The sequence below is a fragment of the Bacillus sp. ABP14 genome (assembly GCF_001831375.1).
GTDB lineage: Bacteria > Bacillota > Bacilli > Bacillales > Bacillaceae_G > Bacillus_A > Bacillus_A paranthracis.
Window position 1 is genome coordinate 2,108,158 of record NZ_CP017016.1, and the last position, 18,347, is coordinate 2,126,504.

Consider the following 18,347-nt stretch of genomic DNA (forward strand, 5'->3'; position numbering starts at 1 on the left):
AGTGACTGATTTTATACAAACGTTTCAAGAACGAAAAATAGAATTACTAACTGCATTAAGTGAGCATTTACAAATATCGCTTATTTCATTATTTTTTGCAGTAATTATTGCGGTACCGCTTGGCATTTTATTAACGAGAAAAGAGCGAATGGCTGAATTTATAATAGGAACTTCTGCAGTAATGCAGACGGTGCCATCACTTGCATTACTCGGATTATTAATTCCGTTAGTGGGAATCGGAAAAATCCCGGCCGTTATTGCATTAGTTGTGTATGCACTATTACCTATTTTACGCAATACATATACAGGAATACGGGAGTTAGATGAATCTTTAATCGAAGCAGCGAAAGCTATGGGGATGAATAGCTGGAGAAGACTGTGGAAGGTAGAGCTTCCTCTTGCGTTACCAATTATTATGGCCGGTATTCGTACGGCAATGGTATTAATTGTTGGAACGGCTACATTAGCAGCGCTTATAGGTGCTGGTGGGCTCGGTAAACTCATATTACTTGGTATCGATCGGAATGATCATGCACTTATCATTTTAGGGGCCGTACCAGCCGCGTTACTTGCTTTATTCTTTGATATAGTACTTCGGGTACTTGAGAGTCCAAAACGTTCGTCTAAGCGTGTTATATTGACGATATGTATTGTTTGTATAATGGTTGCTTCTCCATTTCTTTGGAATACAGAAAAGAAAGATATTGTTATTGCGGGCAAACTTGGATCAGAACCTGAAATTTTAATTCAAATGTATAAGCAACTTATTGAACAAGATACCGATTTACATGTACAATTAAAACCCGGTCTTGGAAAAACAGCATTTGTATTCGAAGCATTGAAATCAGGGGAAGTAGATATATACCCTGAGTTTTCGGGAACAGCTTTATCTACATTCGTGAAAGAAGAGCCAAAAAGTACAAATCGGGATGAAGTATATGAGCAGGCTCGCGTTGGAATGGAAAAGAAATATAGTATGGTTATGTTGAAACCAATGGAGTATAACAATACATATGCACTAGCTATGCCGAAAAAAATAGCAGATCAAAAGAATATAAGTACAATTTCTGATTTAGGAAATATTGCACAGGATGCTAAAGTAGGGTTCACATTAGAATTTGCTGATCGTGAAGACGGTTATAAAGGAATGCAAAAAATATATAACTATAAATTTTCAAATGTGAAAACGATGGAACCGAAATTACGTTACAGTGCAATTCAATCAGGAGATGTTAATGTAATCGATGCATATTCAACAGATAGTGAATTGGAACAGTACGAACTTAAAGTGTTAAAAGATGATAAAGGGTTATTCCCACCATATCAAGGTGCACCGTTATTAAGAAAAGAGACGTTACAGAAATATCCTGAACTTGAAAAAGTATTAAATAAATTATCTGGGAAGATTACAGATGAAGAAATGCGAAAAATGAATTATGAAGTAAATGTGAATGGTAAAGGTAGTGAAGAAGTAGCAAAACGATTTTTACAAAAAGAGAATTTACTTCGTTAATTTTACAAAAAATATACAAATTTATATGTATGAAATGACCGTTCATTATAAAATGAACGGTTTTTTTGTGCATACTTATACATTTTTTCAAAAAAGTATTCCATTTTTCTTCATTTTCTTTTAGAATAAGTAATGTTTTCCTGAAAAAATATAAGAGAAGCGTCTATTAGAGAAAAAGGTGACTTTAATAGTTGAACGAACATAACACCTAGAATGACAGATGGGGTGGTACAAATAGAAAAGAAGTTAGGGTTTTTTCCATTAATTGCATTAGTAGTCGGAACAATGGTTGGTGGCGGTGTTTTTAGTTTACCGCATGATTTAGCAGTAGGAGCAAATAGTGGCTCTATCATAATTGGCTGGTGTATTACAGCGATGGGAATGATTCCACTCGCACTCGTATATCAAACGTTAGCAAGAAAAAAACCAGAGCTTGAGGGCGGAATTTATAGTTATGCACGTGCTGGTTTCGGTGAATATATCGGATTTAATAGCGCTTGGGGATACTGGTTAGCAGGAATTTTAGGAAACGTTGCAACAATCATGTTACTGTTTAGTACATTAGGTTATTTCTTCCCCATTTTTAAAGGTGGAAATAGTGTTGCGTCTATCGTAGGAGCATCACTTTTATTATGGACACTTCATTTTCTAATTTTATTTGGCATTCGTGAAGCATCTATTATGAATGTGATTGCAACAATAGGGAAATTGGTTCCAATCGTATTATTTATTGTTGTAATGGTAACAGCGTTTCGCTGGGATACATTTACACATGATTTTTGGGGAGAAGGAACTATTTCAGTTTCCTCTATACTTGGTCAAGTGAAGAATACAATGCTTGTAACTCTTTGGGTTTTCATCGGGGTTGAAGGAGCGGTAGTATTATCTGGAAGAGCGAAAAATAGTCGAGACGTCGGTAAAGCGACAGTATTAGGACTTATTTTAGTAATGTCTATTTATATTTTAATTTCTGTCTTGTCGATGGGAGCGATGACAAGAGGAGAGCTTTCTGTTTTAGAAACGCCGTCAATGGGACATGTATTAGAACATGTTGTTGGGACGTGGGGCGCAGTAGCGATTAACATCGGGTTAGTTGCTTCACTTGTAGGTACATTAATAGGTTGGTTTTTACTTGTTTCTGAAATTTCCCATGTAGCAGGAAAAGATGGTGTGTTTCCGAAAGTCTTTACGAAAACAAATAAAAAACAAACGCCGCATATGGCATTATGGATCTCAAATGGCGTTGCCCAAGTTATATTTATAATCGTTCTGTTTTCAGAGTCAACATATCAAATTATGTATTTCATAGCGTCAACATCAATTTTAGTACCATATTTATTATCAGCGTTATTCCAATTCAAATTAGTGATTACAAATGAACTAAAAGATGCAAAAGTGAAAAATGGTTCGCTAGCTTTAATTGCTTCACTTTACTCTGTATGGCTTATTTATGCAGCTGGTTTGAAGAATTTATTGCTCGTTTCAATCGTATACGGAATTGGGATCATTGTTTATGTGTACGCAAGAAAAGAAAAAGGAAATCGTTGTTTTACTCGTATAGAGAGATATGTAATGTGGGCAATTGTTGTAGCAGCTGTTACATCTCTTTATATGTTATTGACTGGAAATATAAAAATGTAAAAGTCCTTTTCATTTAAAGGGCTTTTTTCTTTGTCTATAGAATATTTAATACATAAGATATTCAGGAGGGATGAAAATGGAAGGAAAAGAACAGTTGAACAGAATTGTTGATTTAGCGAGTGAAGTAAGGAAAGTGTTAGTGCAAGAATCTTTTTTTAATCATCATCCTGAACTGCGAGGAGTGATTGAAAATTTAGCGAGTGCGGTAGAGAATTTGGCGGAATTACAGCAACATAAAGATGAAAACGCTGAAGATCGTTTACGATATGTACTTGCTAAAATGAAAATTGCTCATAATGCCATCTTACAAGAGAAAAACGCATTTCCATCTCATTAATATACGATTTCATTTTGAACCTGGCGGATAACGTCAGGTTTTTTGTTTCTAGTTTTGCGTTTCTTTCATACACTAAGAATAGTATGAAAAAAAGAAGGTGACGAAGGTGAAATTACATAAAGCTCTTCAGCCAAGTTTTATAAAACGAATGTACTATATGAGGTTTATTGGGAAGTTTACAAAAGCAGAGAGTGAGAAGAGTGGAGAGAATTTCTTTGTACAATGCCTATCGCCAATACCATTCACGTTGCAAGAACAATTGAAAAATGAACCATATGTATTTGAAGGTTTATGTAGCAATAAAAAGAATGAAAAAGTCTTTTCGGAATTAAAGAAAAGAAAACTAGAAAAGCAATTGATTATGTTTCGTCTCTATTATGAAAGAGGACATATATACGTGGAGTTAATTTGTACAGAAGAAGCGCGAGAAATAGCAAACGGTTATAAAATGATTCCAGTACCTAAAGTTTCCGATTATAAAAAGGGAGAGTCTTTAGAAAGAAAACTTAGTAATGGTTATTTGTCATTTCTAATGCCAAAATATCCGAAAGACTTTGAGCCTCCTGAGTTATTGTGGCATGAGGGAAGGTTATATGGAAATATATTTTTAAAGTCATCGTCAATTAGTTCAATCGCATATTTTGAACAGCAGCGGGAATGTAAGTATATAGAACTTAATGATTGGATGAAGTATGTAGAAATAGCGGTAGAAGATCAATTATATTTTGTAAGCAATCATGTGTATGAGCAATTAAAAAAACGAATAACTGAAGAAGGTAAGCTTGTAGAGGTAGAGGAAATAAAAGTGCAAAAGGATGAATGGGAATGGGATGAGCGTGAATCCGTCTTTTTACAGTATGTGAAAAGTTTTGTACGTAATAAAGGGCTATATCTGGATGAAACAGATATTTATAACTTTCATATAAGTACAAAAACAAATATGTTGACGATTCTGGGGGGGATACCAGGTGCTGGAAAATCCCGTTTTGTGCAAGCTTATGCAGAAGCACTTGGATTACAATACGGGGAAGAATTGGTTTGGATCCCGATTTCACCATCATATCAAGAACCACATGATTTACTTGGTTACCTTCATCCAAATGGTACTTTTATTGAAAGTGAAACAAAATTAGTTAGGGCGTTAATGAAGGCAAAAGAAAATCAAAATCAGCTGTATATAATCGTTTTTGATGAAATGAATATGTCACATATTGAGCATTGGTTTACTCCATTTCTATCTGTTCTTCAACTTGAAAAACAAAATCGTATTTTAAATTTATATGAAGGTGTGCAAGAAAAAGAAAATTCAATTCCGCCAACAATTGAAATTGGAGAAAATATTATATTTGTTGGTACTGTGAATTTTGATGAAACAACAAAGGAGCTCTCAGATCGATTATTAGATCGGACGAATGTAATAACTTTACGAAAGATTCCGTTTTGTGAGATGTGTATGGAGCAAGAGAAAGTTGTATTACAACCACCTCTGAAAGTAACTGCAGGAGAATTTCGCATAAATTGGGTCAGGAATAAAACGATGATTGAGGTGTTTTCTGAAGAAGAGTTAGAGCTATTAGATAAGTTACATGGTGTATTGTCATCACACGATACGTCAAAGGGAATTTCTTTTCGATGTGCAAATGCAATTGCTACTTATTTGCAAAATATACCGTTCCAAAATAATCATTCTTATATGATTAGTAGAGAGGAAGGATTTGATTTACAAATAAAGCAACGTGTATTGACGAAAATAAGAGGGACTGAAATGATGGTTGGGTCTTTACTTTCAGAGGAAGTAAAAAGGGGGGCAACATTAGTACCTCTTTTGCAATCTCCACTTGCAAACAGAGTATCTACATTTGAACACTCTTTAGCATATATAAGAGAAAAGCGTAGAGAACTGGAGTTGTATGGTTATGCAAAATGATGGACGATACGAAACAGAAATCGTTGATACGAAAGAAACGTTTCCTTTTGTATTAAAGTTAATTATTGGAACGGAGTCAAAAGGAGAATATATTTTATTAAATCGTCTTTGTACCTCTGCAACAGCATTAGCTCAATGTATTTATAAAGTGCAAGAATTAAAACCAATTAGATTGCAATACCATTATGAAAATCCAATGAATATTACTTTTATATGGAATAAAGTCTATGAGGGACAGAAGAATATAAAAGAGACAAAATATGAAATAAATGACCAAAAACAAAAGGTATTAATATATGAACATGGAAAAACGGAATTCTTTTATCCATGGCGTTGTGGTTTATATCATTTTGAAGTGAATATAGAAGAGCGAACGTATTATGGCGCTTTTCAAGTCGTTCCCAAAAATTTTTTTGATGATCAATTTGAAATGATTCAAAACTATGTGAAGTCGATTTTAAATGAGTTGATTTTAGATAGAGGTTATTATAAAAAGACTTTCTCTGCACTTAGCGATATTGAAGATTCTTCTTATTTAGTGTTACTTAGAAAGTTGCCGCGAAAAATGAAAAAGATAAAGCAAATTTTTAAGAAAATAGAATCAAGTTCAAAATTTATACATGAATATAAATGGGAAGAAAAGGAGCGGAAAGCAACGAGGAAAGGAGCGGTAGTGGCGGAAAGAAAACCGTATGCAAAATATTATAATCGTAAGTTTATCGAACAAAAAAATAGTATAGAAAATGCATTTCTTAAATTTAAAGCGATGCAATTTTATCTCTATTTACTTGAAGCGGAAAATTTTTTGCGTCAAACAATTGAAATATTAGAAAGAGAAAAAAAGAAGAAATCAGAAGAATTTCAAGCTGTAAAAACGATTATACAAACAATTGAGCGTAATGGATCAGTGACCGATAGAGAGAAACAAAAATATAAAAATATACATTTACTAAAAGAGGCGGATTTACGAAAAAGTTCTATGAAGATACAAGAATATAAAATTTTAGCGCATTTTGTACATGATAGTGTACAATACTTTCAAACTTTAATGCATTCTCCATTTTGGAGAGAAGTTTCTGAAACAGGTAAGATGAATTCATATAATTTACCGATACCACATCAACAATTACTACAGCATTTAGATTTACTTCCACAATATACAGATCAATCTCCATCTTTATTATTTGTTTATAAACCAACTTTTTTAGTGTATGAATATTACGCTTTTTTTATCGTTATTTCCATGTTAGAGCAAATTGGTTTTGAAGCTAGAAATTCCATTCGTGAACAAATACAAGAACATTTTTATGTAGATGGATTACAAGATGGAACGACAGTAGTTTTACATCGAGATGATATGAAAGTCCATGTCGCATTTAATGATTTAATTGAAACACATCCTCTTATTGCATTAAGTAAAGGGAGTAATTTTTATAATGGAGAAGACACGAAGAAGCCAGATATTCGATTAGACTGTTATGTAAAGGAGGAAGAGAAATACGTATATCAATCTTCTATTATTATTGAAGTGAAGTATAGCCCAATGTACAATATTTTTCAACATGTTGGGAATACGAAAGCAACTGAGCAAATGTATAAGTACTGGTCTATAAAATTTGTAGAAGAACAGGATGGAAAGCGAATCTATCATCGAAGGGCCATTTATGAAGTCATTTGTGTATACCCAGGAAGTCATATGCATAGTAAAAAAATTGAGTCTGGATGCGGTGTTTTTTTGCAATTATATCCATATAAAACGAAACAAGGAGAAGAGAAATTAGCGGGGAAACATGGAATGGTACAAATTTTTGAGAAGTGGTTAAAAAGCATGAAGAAGTAAAAGAAATCCTTTTTTATAAAGGATTTTTTTAGATTAAGAAGAATTATATGCAGTATGGGAGACAGCTTCATATGATATGAATTTGCAAGTGATAGAAATATATTTTGAGAAGAACGGTACATGAGGGATAAAAGGCGATTATGATGGAATTTAATTTATTTTGCAGAATATAATAAGGCGTAAATGTTTTTAGTTGCATACGAAGATTTGTTCTTATATGATAGATAGTGAAAGCGTTATCAAAAAAACAGAGCGGCGATGGGAAAGGCGGGGAAATATGTTCCAGCGTGTTCAAACAAAGGAAGAACATTTTTGGTTCGAGCAACTGTGGGGAGATTTTTGTGAAGAAAGAAACTTAATGTTCGTAGAACGTAATTTAAATCCATCACGATTTTTATTAATAGAAGATGAACATCATATCGGTACAGTAGAATGTATGAAGTATACGGTACCAGAACAATCAAATTCTGAGTTTTTCTATCCGTTTTCTAAAAATGATTTAGTGAAAGATTTGCAAAATGTATATGAAATAGGCAAGTTAAGTATCGCGAAAACGTCTCGTGGGAGAGGACACTTCAAAAGACTAACAGCTATTTTATTTATGCATGCATTAGAAACAAAAGCAGAATGGTATATCGCAGCGGTTACAAAAAGAATGTATATGTATTTATTAACACTCGGTTTCCCAATTGAACCGATAGATAAGCCATTTCAATTTCATGATACTTTACAAGGTGTACCAGTACGAATTCATGCCCGAAAAGGGGCTACGCATTTGTATTCTTTAAAAGAATTTCGAGATGTAATTCAAGGAAATGCCCATGCACAGGCATTAATCGCAGAATACAGTAAGAATATTATGTTAACCAAATAAAACGAAATGAATATGTATAATAAAGAGAATGCGATTTTAAAATGAAATTATTCTTCATGAAAAAGACCCTTATTATTTTAATAAGGGTCTAAAAATTATAATCCAAATATACTAAAAATCATTTTACGGCGCTTCGGTTTCTTTTCACGTTCATATATTGGCTTTGTATCGGGAGTAATATAGATTGGTTCTTCTTTCTTGAGGGTAGCTTCTAGTTTTTGAATTCGCTCTAACATTTCCTCCATTTCACGGCGATGTTGTAAAAGTTGGTACGTAACAACATCATTTGCCTTATCTTGCATTTGTTCTTCCATTCGATCTAGTCTTCTCGTAATTGTGTTTAATTGAGCGGTTAATTGCTCAAAATCATGTGATGATATGTTTTGAACAATTGTATTTACTTGAGTTTTCAATTCTTCAACATCATTTGATGATGTTTTTTGAGTAGGGTGAGTGTTTTGGGACTTCTCTATTTGTGAAAGATGGTATTCTAACATTTGATCTAAATCATCTTGTGTAAAAATAAAGTGACCATATTTATTTTTTTCTATAGTAAGATTTAATTGTTGTGCAATCCGGACAACAGCCTTTGGGCTAACACCTAATTTTTTTGCGATAAATGGTGTTTTATATTCCAAAATAATCCCTCCTATATATATCCTGTTGAATGATTTCGATCTATGAAGTAAGTTCCCTTCCAGTGTGACAAAAGAAGTGTGGAATCGGCAAAGAAAGTGTTTTTTCACGAAATGAAGCTAGGAAGAATATATCGTGAATATAAAAGTTTTTATCTTAAAATTTAGAATCATTTGACTGAGGGAAATAAATTAGATTATCATAATGATAAATATCTTTTTTATGTATGCATATAATATATAAAAAGGTGGTTGCTAATGTAGAATTTTGTTAGAGTATTAGAATGCTTACTTCACTTGAATAAAATTAAGTAGGAGGTGGCTTCCTTGCTTACAATGTAAGTAAGGAAAAGTATTTGGACATATATAGTATAAGTATAGTGATTGTTTTAATTGCCCTAACGGCATTTTTCGTTGCAGCAGAATTTGCAATTGTTAAAGTGCGAAGTTCAAGAATTGACTATTTAATTGCAGAAGGAAATAATCGCGCAACATCTGTCAAAACAGTCATTACAAACTTAGACGAATATTTATCTGCTTGTCAGCTAGGAATAACAGTTACAGCACTGGGAATTGGGTGGTTCGGTAAACCTGCGTTAAAGCAAATGTTTGACACATTTTTTGTGAATTTGAACATTTCTACTCAACTAGCAGATATTTTTGCTGTAATTTTAGTGTTTTTGTTTATTACATTTTTACATGTTGTAATAGGTGAATTGGCTCCAAAAACATTTGCGATTCAAAAAGCTGAACAGGTGAGTTTATTTGTTGCTAAACCGTTAACTTTCTTTTATCGTATGGCGTTTCCATTTATTTGGCTATTAAATGGATCAGCCCGAATAATTACGAAGTTGCTAGGGCTGAAACCACCGAAAGGGCACGATGAAGTTCATTCAGAAGAAGAATTACGGTTATTAGTTTCAGAAAGTTACAAAAACGGAGAGATTAATCAGTCTGAATATAAATATGTAAATAAAATCTTTGAATTTGATGATCGTATAGCAAAAGAAATAATGGTACCCCGAACTGAGATGCATATTATAAGTAAAGAAATGCCTGCTGAAGAAGCTTTACAAAAAATGTCTCAGGAAAAATATACGAGATATCCAGTTGTTGATGGTGACAAAGATCACGTAATAGGATTTGTAAACTTTAAAGATATTTTCACAGATTTTGTGCAGCATAATGCCGTTAGTAATAAGAAAGTAGAGCAATATATTAGGCCGATTATTTTAGTTATCGACTCTATCCCAATACACGACTTATTTTTAAAAATGCAAAAAGAAAGAACACATATTGCTATATTGATAGATGAATATGGTGGTACGTCTGGACTTGTTACTGTTGAAGACATTTTAGAAGAAATAGTTGGAGATATTCAAGATGAGTTTGATACAGATGAACAGCCAGAAATTCAACAAGTTAGTGAAACGAAAACGATACTAGAGGGAAAAGTACTTGTTAGTGAAGTAAATACGTTATTAGGTTTAACGATTGATGATAATGGTGTTGATACAATAGGTGGATGGATTTTAACGAAAAATATAGAAATTGCCGAAGAGGATTTCATTGAAATCGAAAATTATAAGTTTTGCGTGAAAGAATTAGATGGACACTATATAAAGAGACTAGAAGTTACAAAAACTGTAGAATCAATTGTTATTTTAGAAGATGAAAAACAAATTTCATTACAAGAACAAATTAGTTCGTAGACTCTGCTAGATGGCAGAGTTTTTTTTGAGCATAATGTTTTTGGCAGAATAAGGGCTATGTTACAATGAAATAAGTCAGACCTTTCACTAGGTGAAGTATTGTTGTATACATATATTTGAAAGGGGAAGAATTATGAAAAAGCATTTATATATAAATGGAGATTGGAAGTCTGTAAACACGTATAAACCATTATACGCACCATACTCTGAAGAAACATTAGCGGAAATTGCGCAAGGAACGGAAGAAGATGTAAAAGAGGCTGTTACTGCCGCAAAAAATGCAATGAAAGAAATGAATACATTATCTGCATATGATCGAGCGACTATTTTAGAGAAAGTCGCACAAAAAATGGATGAAAGAAGAGAAGAATTTGCAGAGATTATTGCAAAAGAGGCTGCAAAACCAATACGTGCTGCGAGAGGAGAAGTAGATCGTACCGTTCAGACATACAAATTTGCAGCGGAAGAAGCAAAGCGTATATACGGCGAGACATTGCCACTTGATGCAGCACCTGGTGCAGATGGACGTATTGCATACACAATGCGAAAACCAATCGGAGTTATAGGGGCTATTACACCATTTAATTTCCCGTTAAATTTAGTGGCACATAAAGTGGGCCCCGCAATTGCTGCTGGAAATACAGTTGTATTAAAACCAGCTGATCAAACGCCTCTATCATCTTATGCATTAGTTGAACTATTTGAAGAAGCAGGATTGCCAAAAGGGGCTTTAAATATTGTTTCTGGTCCTGGTTCAACTGTAGGCGAAGCAATTGTTACAAATGATGATGTTGCTTCCATTACTTTTACGGGAAGTCCGAAAGTTGGAATTGGAATTAAGGCAAAGGCTGGGTTAAAGAGAGTTACGTTAGAACTAGGATCAAATGCTGCAGTTATTATTGATGAAGATGTAGAATTAACAGATGAATTAATTGAACGTGTAAAATGGGGAGCATTTGTTAATAATGGACAAGTTTGTATTTCGGTGCAACGTGTTTTTGTACATGAAGAGAGAATGGATGAATTTCTATCGAAGTTACAGAAAGCGATGGAAACAGTTGTTGTTGGTGATCCGCTGATTGAGGAAACGGATGTATCAGCTTTAATTTCGAAAAAAGATGTCGACCGTATCGATAACTGGGTGCAAGAAGCAGTTAAAGAAGGAGCGAACGTTTTATATGGTGGTAACAAACGTGATGAAAGGATTTTTGAACCTACTGTATTAACGAATGTTCCAAAGCATGTATCTGTACAGTGCCAAGAAGTATTCGGTCCACTTATGACAGTAAATACATTTAAAGAATTTGATGAGGCTATAGAGCAAGTAAATCATTCACGTTACGGTCTACAAGCAGGCGTATTTACAAATAATTTGTTTAAAGCAATGCGTGCAATTGATGAATTAGAAGTTGGTGGTGTCATGATAAATGATATTCCAACGTTCAGAGTAGATCATATGCCTTACGGTGGTGTGAAAGAAAGTGGCACAGGGCGTGAAGGAATTAAATATGCAATAGAAGAAATGACAGAAATGAAATTAGTATGTATTAAAAAATAAAGTATATAGAATTTAAATAGCGCAATAAAAAACGAGTAGGAAATGTTTACGATTCCATACTCGTTTTTTATTGTTTGCTTTACGTTTTTCAGGACGATTTCATTTAATCAAGTGTACCATTTACTTCATTTCTTGTTTGAAAATAGCATCTTCTACATAAATTTGTTCTTTGTCGACAGCAGTGCTATGAGATAATACTAAACCGATTGGTGTTTCTGTACCTTTATTTTGAACAATTGTAAAAGGAACATTTTTTTCGTTCGCTAATTTAATGTATTTTGATAAATGTGGGTAAGCAATGCCACCATTTAGGAATATTTGTAATGATTGAGAAGAGCGCATGCTACTAGCTACTTCAGAATATACATTACTTTGCATTACTTGACCGATAGTTAAAGCGATTTCTACACGCTCACGTAATGTAGTTAAATACATATTACGTTCTTCTGGTTTGTTTTGCTTTTGGCCGTAAATGCCTTCTTGGAGATAATCTTCCACATTTTTATTTACCATATTTTTCACACCTTTCCTTTTCTATTGTACGAAAGAATGAAGCAGGATGCAAAAAAAGTCGCATCGAATATAAAAAATTTGAATGAAAGGAAGGAAAATGGAATGTAACAATCTAAACAATTAATAAAGTTATAAAAATTTTATCAACACATATTAACAAAATGTGACAATAATCTATTAACGAATCATGTTTTTTGTGTTAATATTCAAAATATAAAGGGTGTTCGTCGCATGGAAATGGAGGAATGGAGGTTTTTCCAATCGATAAGGATATTAAAGAAGTATTTTGTTCGCACTTGAAAAACAACAGGCACCAATTCGTTGAGAACTGGAAAAACAAAATGATAATTTCCGATAAAGATCCATTTAGACTAGAAGCAGTTCAAAATGGAGAGGATTTATTAGAGTTTATTATTGAACTTACTATGGAAGAAAAAGATATAAATTATCTTCAGCCATTATGCGAGAAAATTGCTATTGAACGTGCAGGAGCAGATGCGAATATAGGTGATTTTGTTTATAATGCAAATGTAGGAAGAAATGAGCTTTTCGAAGCGATGTGTGAATTAGATGTTAGTGCACGTGAATTGAAACCAATTATGGCCCAAATACATACTTGTTTTGACAAATTAATTTATTACACTGTTTTAAAATACTCGGAAATTATATCAAGAAATTTAGAGGAAAAACAGCAATATATTAACGAAACACATAAAGAAAGGCTGACGATTTTAGGGCAAATGTCAGCTAGTTTTGTACATGAATTTCGTAATCCGCTTACTTCCATTATGGGGTTTGTCAAATTATTAAAGGCAGACCATCCTAGTTTATCGTATTTAGATATTATTTCTCATGAATTAGACCAATTAAATTTTCGCATTTCGCAATTTTTACTCGTATCGAAAAAAGAAATGTGGACTGAATCTGAACGGTTTTGGCTAAATGATTTGTTTCAAGACATTATACAGTTCTTATATCCGAGTTTGGTCAATGCAAATGTTTCTATTGAAAAGAATTTGCCATATCCAATTCCGCTTACTGGTTATCGGAGTGAAGTGAGACAAGTATTTTTAAATATATTAATGAACTCAATTGACGCTCTTGAATCAATGAAAGAAGAACGAAAAATTATTATTGATGTATTTGAAGAAGATCAATCGATTCGGATTGTAATAAAAAATAACGGGCCAATGATTCCAGCTGAAAATGTAGAAACGATTTTTGAACCATTTGTAACTACTAAAAAGTTAGGAACTGGTATTGGGTTATTTGTATGTAAACAAATTGTAGAAAAACATAATGGGTCCATCATGTGTCGTTCAGATAAAGATTGGACAGAATTTCAAATTGCATTTCAAAAATAAACAGTCTACACCAAATGAATGGTGTAGACTGTTTTAATTCGTAAGTATAACGGCTTCTAATTTAGGATCTTTCGTTGAATAACCTAAAATTGAAATTGTATAAATAATGTTCGGTTCGACTTTGAAATCCGGTATAGTTAGTAAGACACTTTGATGATCTGCGAGTGAAACTTCTATATCCGCTGTACCAGGGCTAACTTCTAAAAAATCTGTTATTTGTTTAAAGAGTACATTTTCAAATAAATGATCGCCAGCTTTTAAACTTACATTTACAACAGGGGTATCGGGAGAAAAGTGCGCAAAGCGTATTTTTGCCTGGCCTGCTGGTAAATGAGTATTATCAAGCATAGGTTGTAATTGTAGATGATTATCACTATTTATTGCGGCAAAAGTATAAGTGTGATTTCCCATTATTGGTACTAAAGCTGAAAAGATGGGCGTTTCATTTCCAACAGGAACGATATCTATTCGGTACTTACCTTGTACTAATGTTAAATAAGGACTAAATTGTTTAAATGAAATATTTTTAATTACCTTTTGCCCGTTTACTAAAATGTCAACGGCAGGTGTATTTGAAGCAGAGTGAAAAAATCTTATGTGCGATGGTAAAGCAGCTTCTTGTGAATTTCTTTTTTCGTATGCCTGTACAAGATTCGTAAGCGCATCATAATATTTCATATATAGTTCTACATATTTTTTTGGATTATGAAATTGATAGTAACGAGCGAGCTGTTCGTAACGTGCAGCTTCTTGTCCATATTTTTCGATTTCAGATTGAGACATGAACATTCCTCCTTTGTCATCATTAAAACTATATGCTTAGCAAGAATGAGGTTATGCGAAAAAATTGTTTTTTAAAGGAGAAAGGTTGAAAATTAATAATAAGTATTTTTTAAGGATAAGCTAAGTTTAGGTGAACGAGAGTTATAATTTTCTAGAGGATACAAAAATATATCATCCATATTGGCAGAGGAAGTGTGTATTTCGAAATGAAAAATTTGAGAGCATAACACGTGACATGTCGAAACCATGTCCTGAAACCCTTAGGAAACTAGGGATTTTTTTAATTATGGGCAAATACACATACAAAGTAATAATTGTCCTACATAAATTATAAAGGAAAGGTAGTTTGAAATTAAGGAAAGGAATGAAACTTTGGGATGGGGATATCCCGCAAGGAATTGTGAATGGAGTTATGGACGGTTTTGTGCTTTATACTGTAGGATGAATTGTGATTTTGTAATACTATTGTTTCTATTTATGTTAGCAAGTGACGGTATTAACTGATAACAGAGCGTCGTGCCGAACTGATTAATGTGGTTAATCGGTTCTTTTTTTATTGTATAAACCAGAGCGAAGTATATGTGAAATATTGGTTTCTATAAAAATAATTGCTATGCATTTAGTAGGATTAATTGTCGAGATTTGTTTAAAAATATGCAATATAAAGTAGGAGAATAGGAAGGAGTTTAAAGGGAGTTTCGTCGAAGTTTACACAATGTCGGCATTTGAGGGAAGCTGACATTATGTTAGAAAAACATTTAGTGAAGCGTTAATTTTATATAAGGGAGGGTTATTTGAGCGTATAGATAAGGGTTGGTGTTTGAATTAAGTTCTGAATTTTCTGTTTTTAAAATTGGTATTTAGCACTCATTTGTATATTTTATAATAGTTTTTTGATAAATTCACTGCTTTCGCAGAGGGTTCTTTTTTATGAAAGAAACGTCAATTTTCTTCATATATATATACAAATTGGAGAAATGGGGGAGCGCTATGCGCGATTACTTAATTAAACCACTTGTTGGTCAGCCGTATCCAATGATTTCACATGGAAAAGGTGTCTATTTGTATGATCAAAACGGAAATAAATATTTTGATGGCTCGTCAGGAGCAATTACGGCAGGTATTGGGCATGGCGTAAAGGAGATTGCGGACGTTATCAAAAAGCAAGCTGAGGAGATTGCTTTCGTTTATAGATCACAGTTTACGAGTGAACCAGCTGAAAAATTAGCTAAGAAACTAAGCGATTTAAGTGTAGGAGATTTGAACTGGAGCTTTTTTGTAAATAGTGGTACGGAAGCAAATGAAACAGCTATGAAAATTGCAATTCAGCATTTTCAAGAGCGAGGTATTCAAGGGAAACATAAAATATTGTCACGATGGATGAGTTATCACGGTATTACGATGGGAGCCTTATCAATGTCTGGGCATCCACTGCGTAGACAACGTTTCGTGTCAATTTTAGAAGATTATCCAACTATTCCAGCTCCATATTGTTTTAGATGTCCAGTACAAAAGGTATATCCAACTTGTCAGCTTGCTTGTGCGACTGAACTAGAAAGATCAATTGAAAGGATTGGAGCAGAACATATTGCGGCTTTTATTGCTGAACCGATTATTGGGGCAGCTGGAGGTGCAGTCGTTCCGCCGAAAGAATATTATAAAGTTATTAAAGACATTTGTAGTCATTACGATATTTTATTTATTGCTGATGAAGTAATGACTGGGCTTGGGCGTACTGGTGCATGGTTTGCGATGGAGCATTGGGGTGTAGAACCGGATATTATGACCCTTGGTAAAGGTTTAGGAGCTGGATACACACCGATGGCAGCGACGGTTGTAAGTGACCGTGTTATGGAGCCAATTTTACGAGGATCGCGTTCTGTTATGAGTGGACATACGTTAAGTGCAAATCCATTATCTGCAGCAACAGCTCTAGCTGTTATTGAATATATGGAGAAACATAATCTACCTGAAAAAACAGCGGAAAAGGGAGAGTATTTAATAAAAGGATTACAGAAAGTTCAGCAACAATCGACAATCATTGCTGATGTGCGTGGAAAAGGATTGCTGATTGGAGTAGAATTGCAACCGTTTACAAAAGCGTCGGAACTTATTTCGGTTGCAGCTAAAAATGGTCTTCTTTTATACCAAGCTGTTTCAGGGCAAGCAGGAAAAGAAGATAGCGCACTGCTTGTAGCACCGCCAATGACAACTACATATTCCGAGTTAGATGAATTACTTTCAATTTTTGCAAAAAGTGTTGAAGAAATGATGCAAAAAGGAGGGCATAGTATCGCATGACAACTATTACGAATACATTCAGTAAATTAAAAGAGATAGAGGAGGTAATTTCTTTATTCCACGATGATATGACATTAATGTTTGGAGGATTTGGGGGGATTGGCTCCCCTCCATCTTTAATACAGGCCATTTTAGAAAAAGGAGTTACAAATTTAAATTTAATTGGAAATGATACAGGATTTCCTGATGTAGGAATCGGTCGTCTCGTTACGAATGAAAGAGTAAAATCATTAATTACTTCTCATATTGGATCAAATCCAAATGCAGGAAGACAGCTAAACGAAGGAAGGTTACAAATTGAGTTTTCTCCTCAAGGAACATTAGCAGAGCGTATTCGCGCTGGTGGTGTAGGACTTGGTGGCGTATTAGTTGATGTAGGTGTTGATACGATTGTAGAAGAAGGAAAACGTACTGTTGAAATGAATGGTAAAACATATTTAGTTGAAACAGCATTAACTGCTGAGGTTGCGATTGTATATGCGAAAAAGGCGGATCCGTTCGGTAACCTTGTGTTTGATAAGAGCGCTCGTAACATGAATCCTCACGTTGCTATGGCCGGGGATATAACGATTGTAGAAGCAGAAGAAATTGTTCCACTTGGAAGTTTAGATCCAGAAGAAATTGTTGTCCCAGGAGTATTTGTAAATTATATCGTACCGTCGGAAGGAGTGAATTGGAAATGGGTATGGGCGTAGAAGTGAGAGATAAGATTGCTAGACGTGCGGCGAAAGAAATACAAAATGGCATGATTGTAAATTTAGGTATTGGTATACCATCGCTTGTACCGAATCATTTGCCTGACGATATAAACGTTATGTTTCATGCGGAAAATGGAATTGTAGGTATGGGACCTACGCCAAGCAAAGGAAATGAAGACGAAAATTTATGTAACGCAGCAGGTTTGCCAACTTCTCTTATTACAGGAGCAAGTTATTTTGATAGTTGCACAGCGTTTGGGATGATTCGAAAAGGTTTACTAGATATAACGATTCTTGGTTCATTACAAGTAAGCGAGAATGGTGATTTAGCAAACTGGATTGTTCCAGGAAAACGTGTTCCAGGTATTGGAGGAGCAATGGATTTAGCTCAAAAAGCGAAGCGGGTCGTTGTTGTGATGAATCATGTCGATAAATACGGAAATGCAAAAATTGTTTCGGAGTGTACATTACCATTAACTTCAAAAAAATGCGTAGATTTAATTATTACGGATATGGCAGTAATGGAAGTAACGCAGGATGGACTTATTTTACAAGAATTGATGAGTCCATACACAGTGGAAGATATAAAACAACATACAGAAGCGGATTTTAAAATTGGCTCTAACTTACTAGTAATTGAATGAGGGGAGA

Annotated in this window: 15 protein-coding genes; 12 read left to right on the forward strand and 3 right to left on the reverse strand. The window is 34.0% G+C overall.

All coding sequences use genetic code 11. The features are described 5' to 3' along the window. Position 1: 1 nt before the first annotated feature. From BGI23_RS10995 to BGI23_RS11020, 6 genes are all read left to right on the forward strand, one after another. Positions 2–1,513: an ABC transporter permease/substrate-binding protein gene (locus tag BGI23_RS10995; protein WP_070805934.1), complete on the forward strand. Its 1,512-nt coding sequence runs from the start codon at positions 2–4 to the stop codon at positions 1,511–1,513. 213 nt (positions 1,514–1,726) lie between these two features. Continuing rightward, the gene (gene arcD / locus BGI23_RS11000; RefSeq protein ID WP_000129464.1) at positions 1,727–3,154 is read left to right on the forward strand and encodes an arginine-ornithine antiporter; all 1,428 of its coding nucleotides are present in this window, start codon (positions 1,727–1,729) and stop codon (positions 3,152–3,154) included. A 76-nt stretch (positions 3,155–3,230) separates the two neighbouring features. Continuing rightward, positions 3,231–3,491 (forward strand): hypothetical protein, encoded by a 261-nt coding sequence (locus tag BGI23_RS11005; RefSeq protein ID WP_000398576.1) that lies wholly within the window; start codon positions 3,231–3,233, stop codon positions 3,489–3,491. Positions 3,492–3,597: 106 nt separating this feature from the next. Then, positions 3,598–5,418, forward strand: a complete 1,821-nt coding sequence (locus BGI23_RS11010) for an AAA family ATPase (RefSeq protein WP_070805935.1) — start codon at positions 3,598–3,600, stop codon at positions 5,416–5,418. Beyond that, positions 5,408–7,258 carry a hypothetical protein gene (locus BGI23_RS11015; protein ID WP_070805936.1) on the forward strand — a complete coding sequence of 617 codons (1,851 nt, stop codon included), beginning with the start codon at positions 5,408–5,410 and terminating at the stop codon, positions 7,256–7,258. The genes BGI23_RS11010 and BGI23_RS11015 overlap by 11 nt, the downstream gene beginning before the upstream one ends. A 277-nt stretch (positions 7,259–7,535) precedes the next feature. Further along, positions 7,536–8,132, forward strand: coding sequence for a hypothetical protein (locus BGI23_RS11020; RefSeq protein ID WP_000487805.1), 597 nt, complete (start codon positions 7,536–7,538; stop codon positions 8,130–8,132). 95 nt (positions 8,133–8,227) lie between these two features. Here the strand turns inward: BGI23_RS11020 and racA are convergent, their stop codons facing one another. Then, the gene (gene racA / locus BGI23_RS11025; protein ID WP_000456007.1) at positions 8,228–8,770 is read right to left on the reverse strand and encodes a chromosome-anchoring protein RacA; all 543 of its coding nucleotides are present in this window, start codon (positions 8,768–8,770) and stop codon (positions 8,228–8,230) included. A gap of 353 nt (positions 8,771–9,123) precedes the next feature. Between racA and BGI23_RS11030 the strand changes: the two genes are divergently transcribed. Continuing rightward, entirely contained in the window at positions 9,124–10,479 is a 1,356-nt protein-coding gene (locus BGI23_RS11030) for a hemolysin family protein (RefSeq protein WP_070805937.1), read from the forward strand. A gap of 133 nt (positions 10,480–10,612) precedes the next feature. Beyond that, positions 10,613–12,037 (forward strand): aldehyde dehydrogenase family protein, encoded by a 1,425-nt coding sequence (locus BGI23_RS11035; protein WP_070805938.1) that lies wholly within the window; start codon positions 10,613–10,615, stop codon positions 12,035–12,037. A 120-nt stretch (positions 12,038–12,157) separates the two neighbouring features. On the opposite strand, the gene BGI23_RS11040 is transcribed toward BGI23_RS11035, so the two are convergent. Next, the gene (locus BGI23_RS11040) at positions 12,158–12,550 is read right to left on the reverse strand and encodes a YueI family protein (protein ID WP_000247572.1); all 393 of its coding nucleotides are present in this window, start codon (positions 12,548–12,550) and stop codon (positions 12,158–12,160) included. 245 nt (positions 12,551–12,795) lie between these two features. Here BGI23_RS11040 and BGI23_RS11045 point away from each other — a divergent pair, with 245 nt between their 5' ends. After that, positions 12,796–13,914 (forward strand): BA2291 family sporulation histidine kinase, encoded by a 1,119-nt coding sequence (locus tag BGI23_RS11045; RefSeq protein WP_070805939.1) that lies wholly within the window; start codon positions 12,796–12,798, stop codon positions 13,912–13,914. Positions 13,915–13,947: 33 nt separating this feature from the next. Here the strand turns inward: BGI23_RS11045 and BGI23_RS11050 are convergent, their stop codons facing one another. Next, positions 13,948–14,697 (reverse strand): DUF4397 domain-containing protein, encoded by a 750-nt coding sequence (locus tag BGI23_RS11050; RefSeq protein ID WP_000083263.1) that lies wholly within the window; start codon positions 14,695–14,697, stop codon positions 13,948–13,950. Positions 14,698–15,687: 990 nt separating this feature from the next. Between BGI23_RS11050 and BGI23_RS11055 the strand changes: the two genes are divergently transcribed. Genes BGI23_RS11055 through BGI23_RS11065 form a run of 3 tightly spaced genes read left to right on the forward strand, consistent with a single transcriptional unit; the run spans position 15,688 to position 18,340 of the window. Then, positions 15,688–16,998: an aspartate aminotransferase family protein gene (locus tag BGI23_RS11055; RefSeq protein ID WP_001205894.1), complete on the forward strand. Its 1,311-nt coding sequence runs from the start codon at positions 15,688–15,690 to the stop codon at positions 16,996–16,998. Next, on the forward strand, positions 16,995–17,693 hold the full coding sequence (gene atoD, locus BGI23_RS11060; protein WP_000208119.1) for an acetate CoA-transferase subunit alpha: 699 nt from the start codon (positions 16,995–16,997) through the stop codon (positions 17,691–17,693). The genes BGI23_RS11055 and atoD overlap by 4 nt, the downstream gene beginning before the upstream one ends. Next, on the forward strand, positions 17,678–18,340 hold the full coding sequence (locus tag BGI23_RS11065) for a CoA transferase subunit B (protein WP_000525280.1): 663 nt from the start codon (positions 17,678–17,680) through the stop codon (positions 18,338–18,340). Before atoD ends, BGI23_RS11065 begins: the two co-directional genes overlap by 16 nt. Positions 18,341–18,347 lie beyond the last annotated feature (7 nt).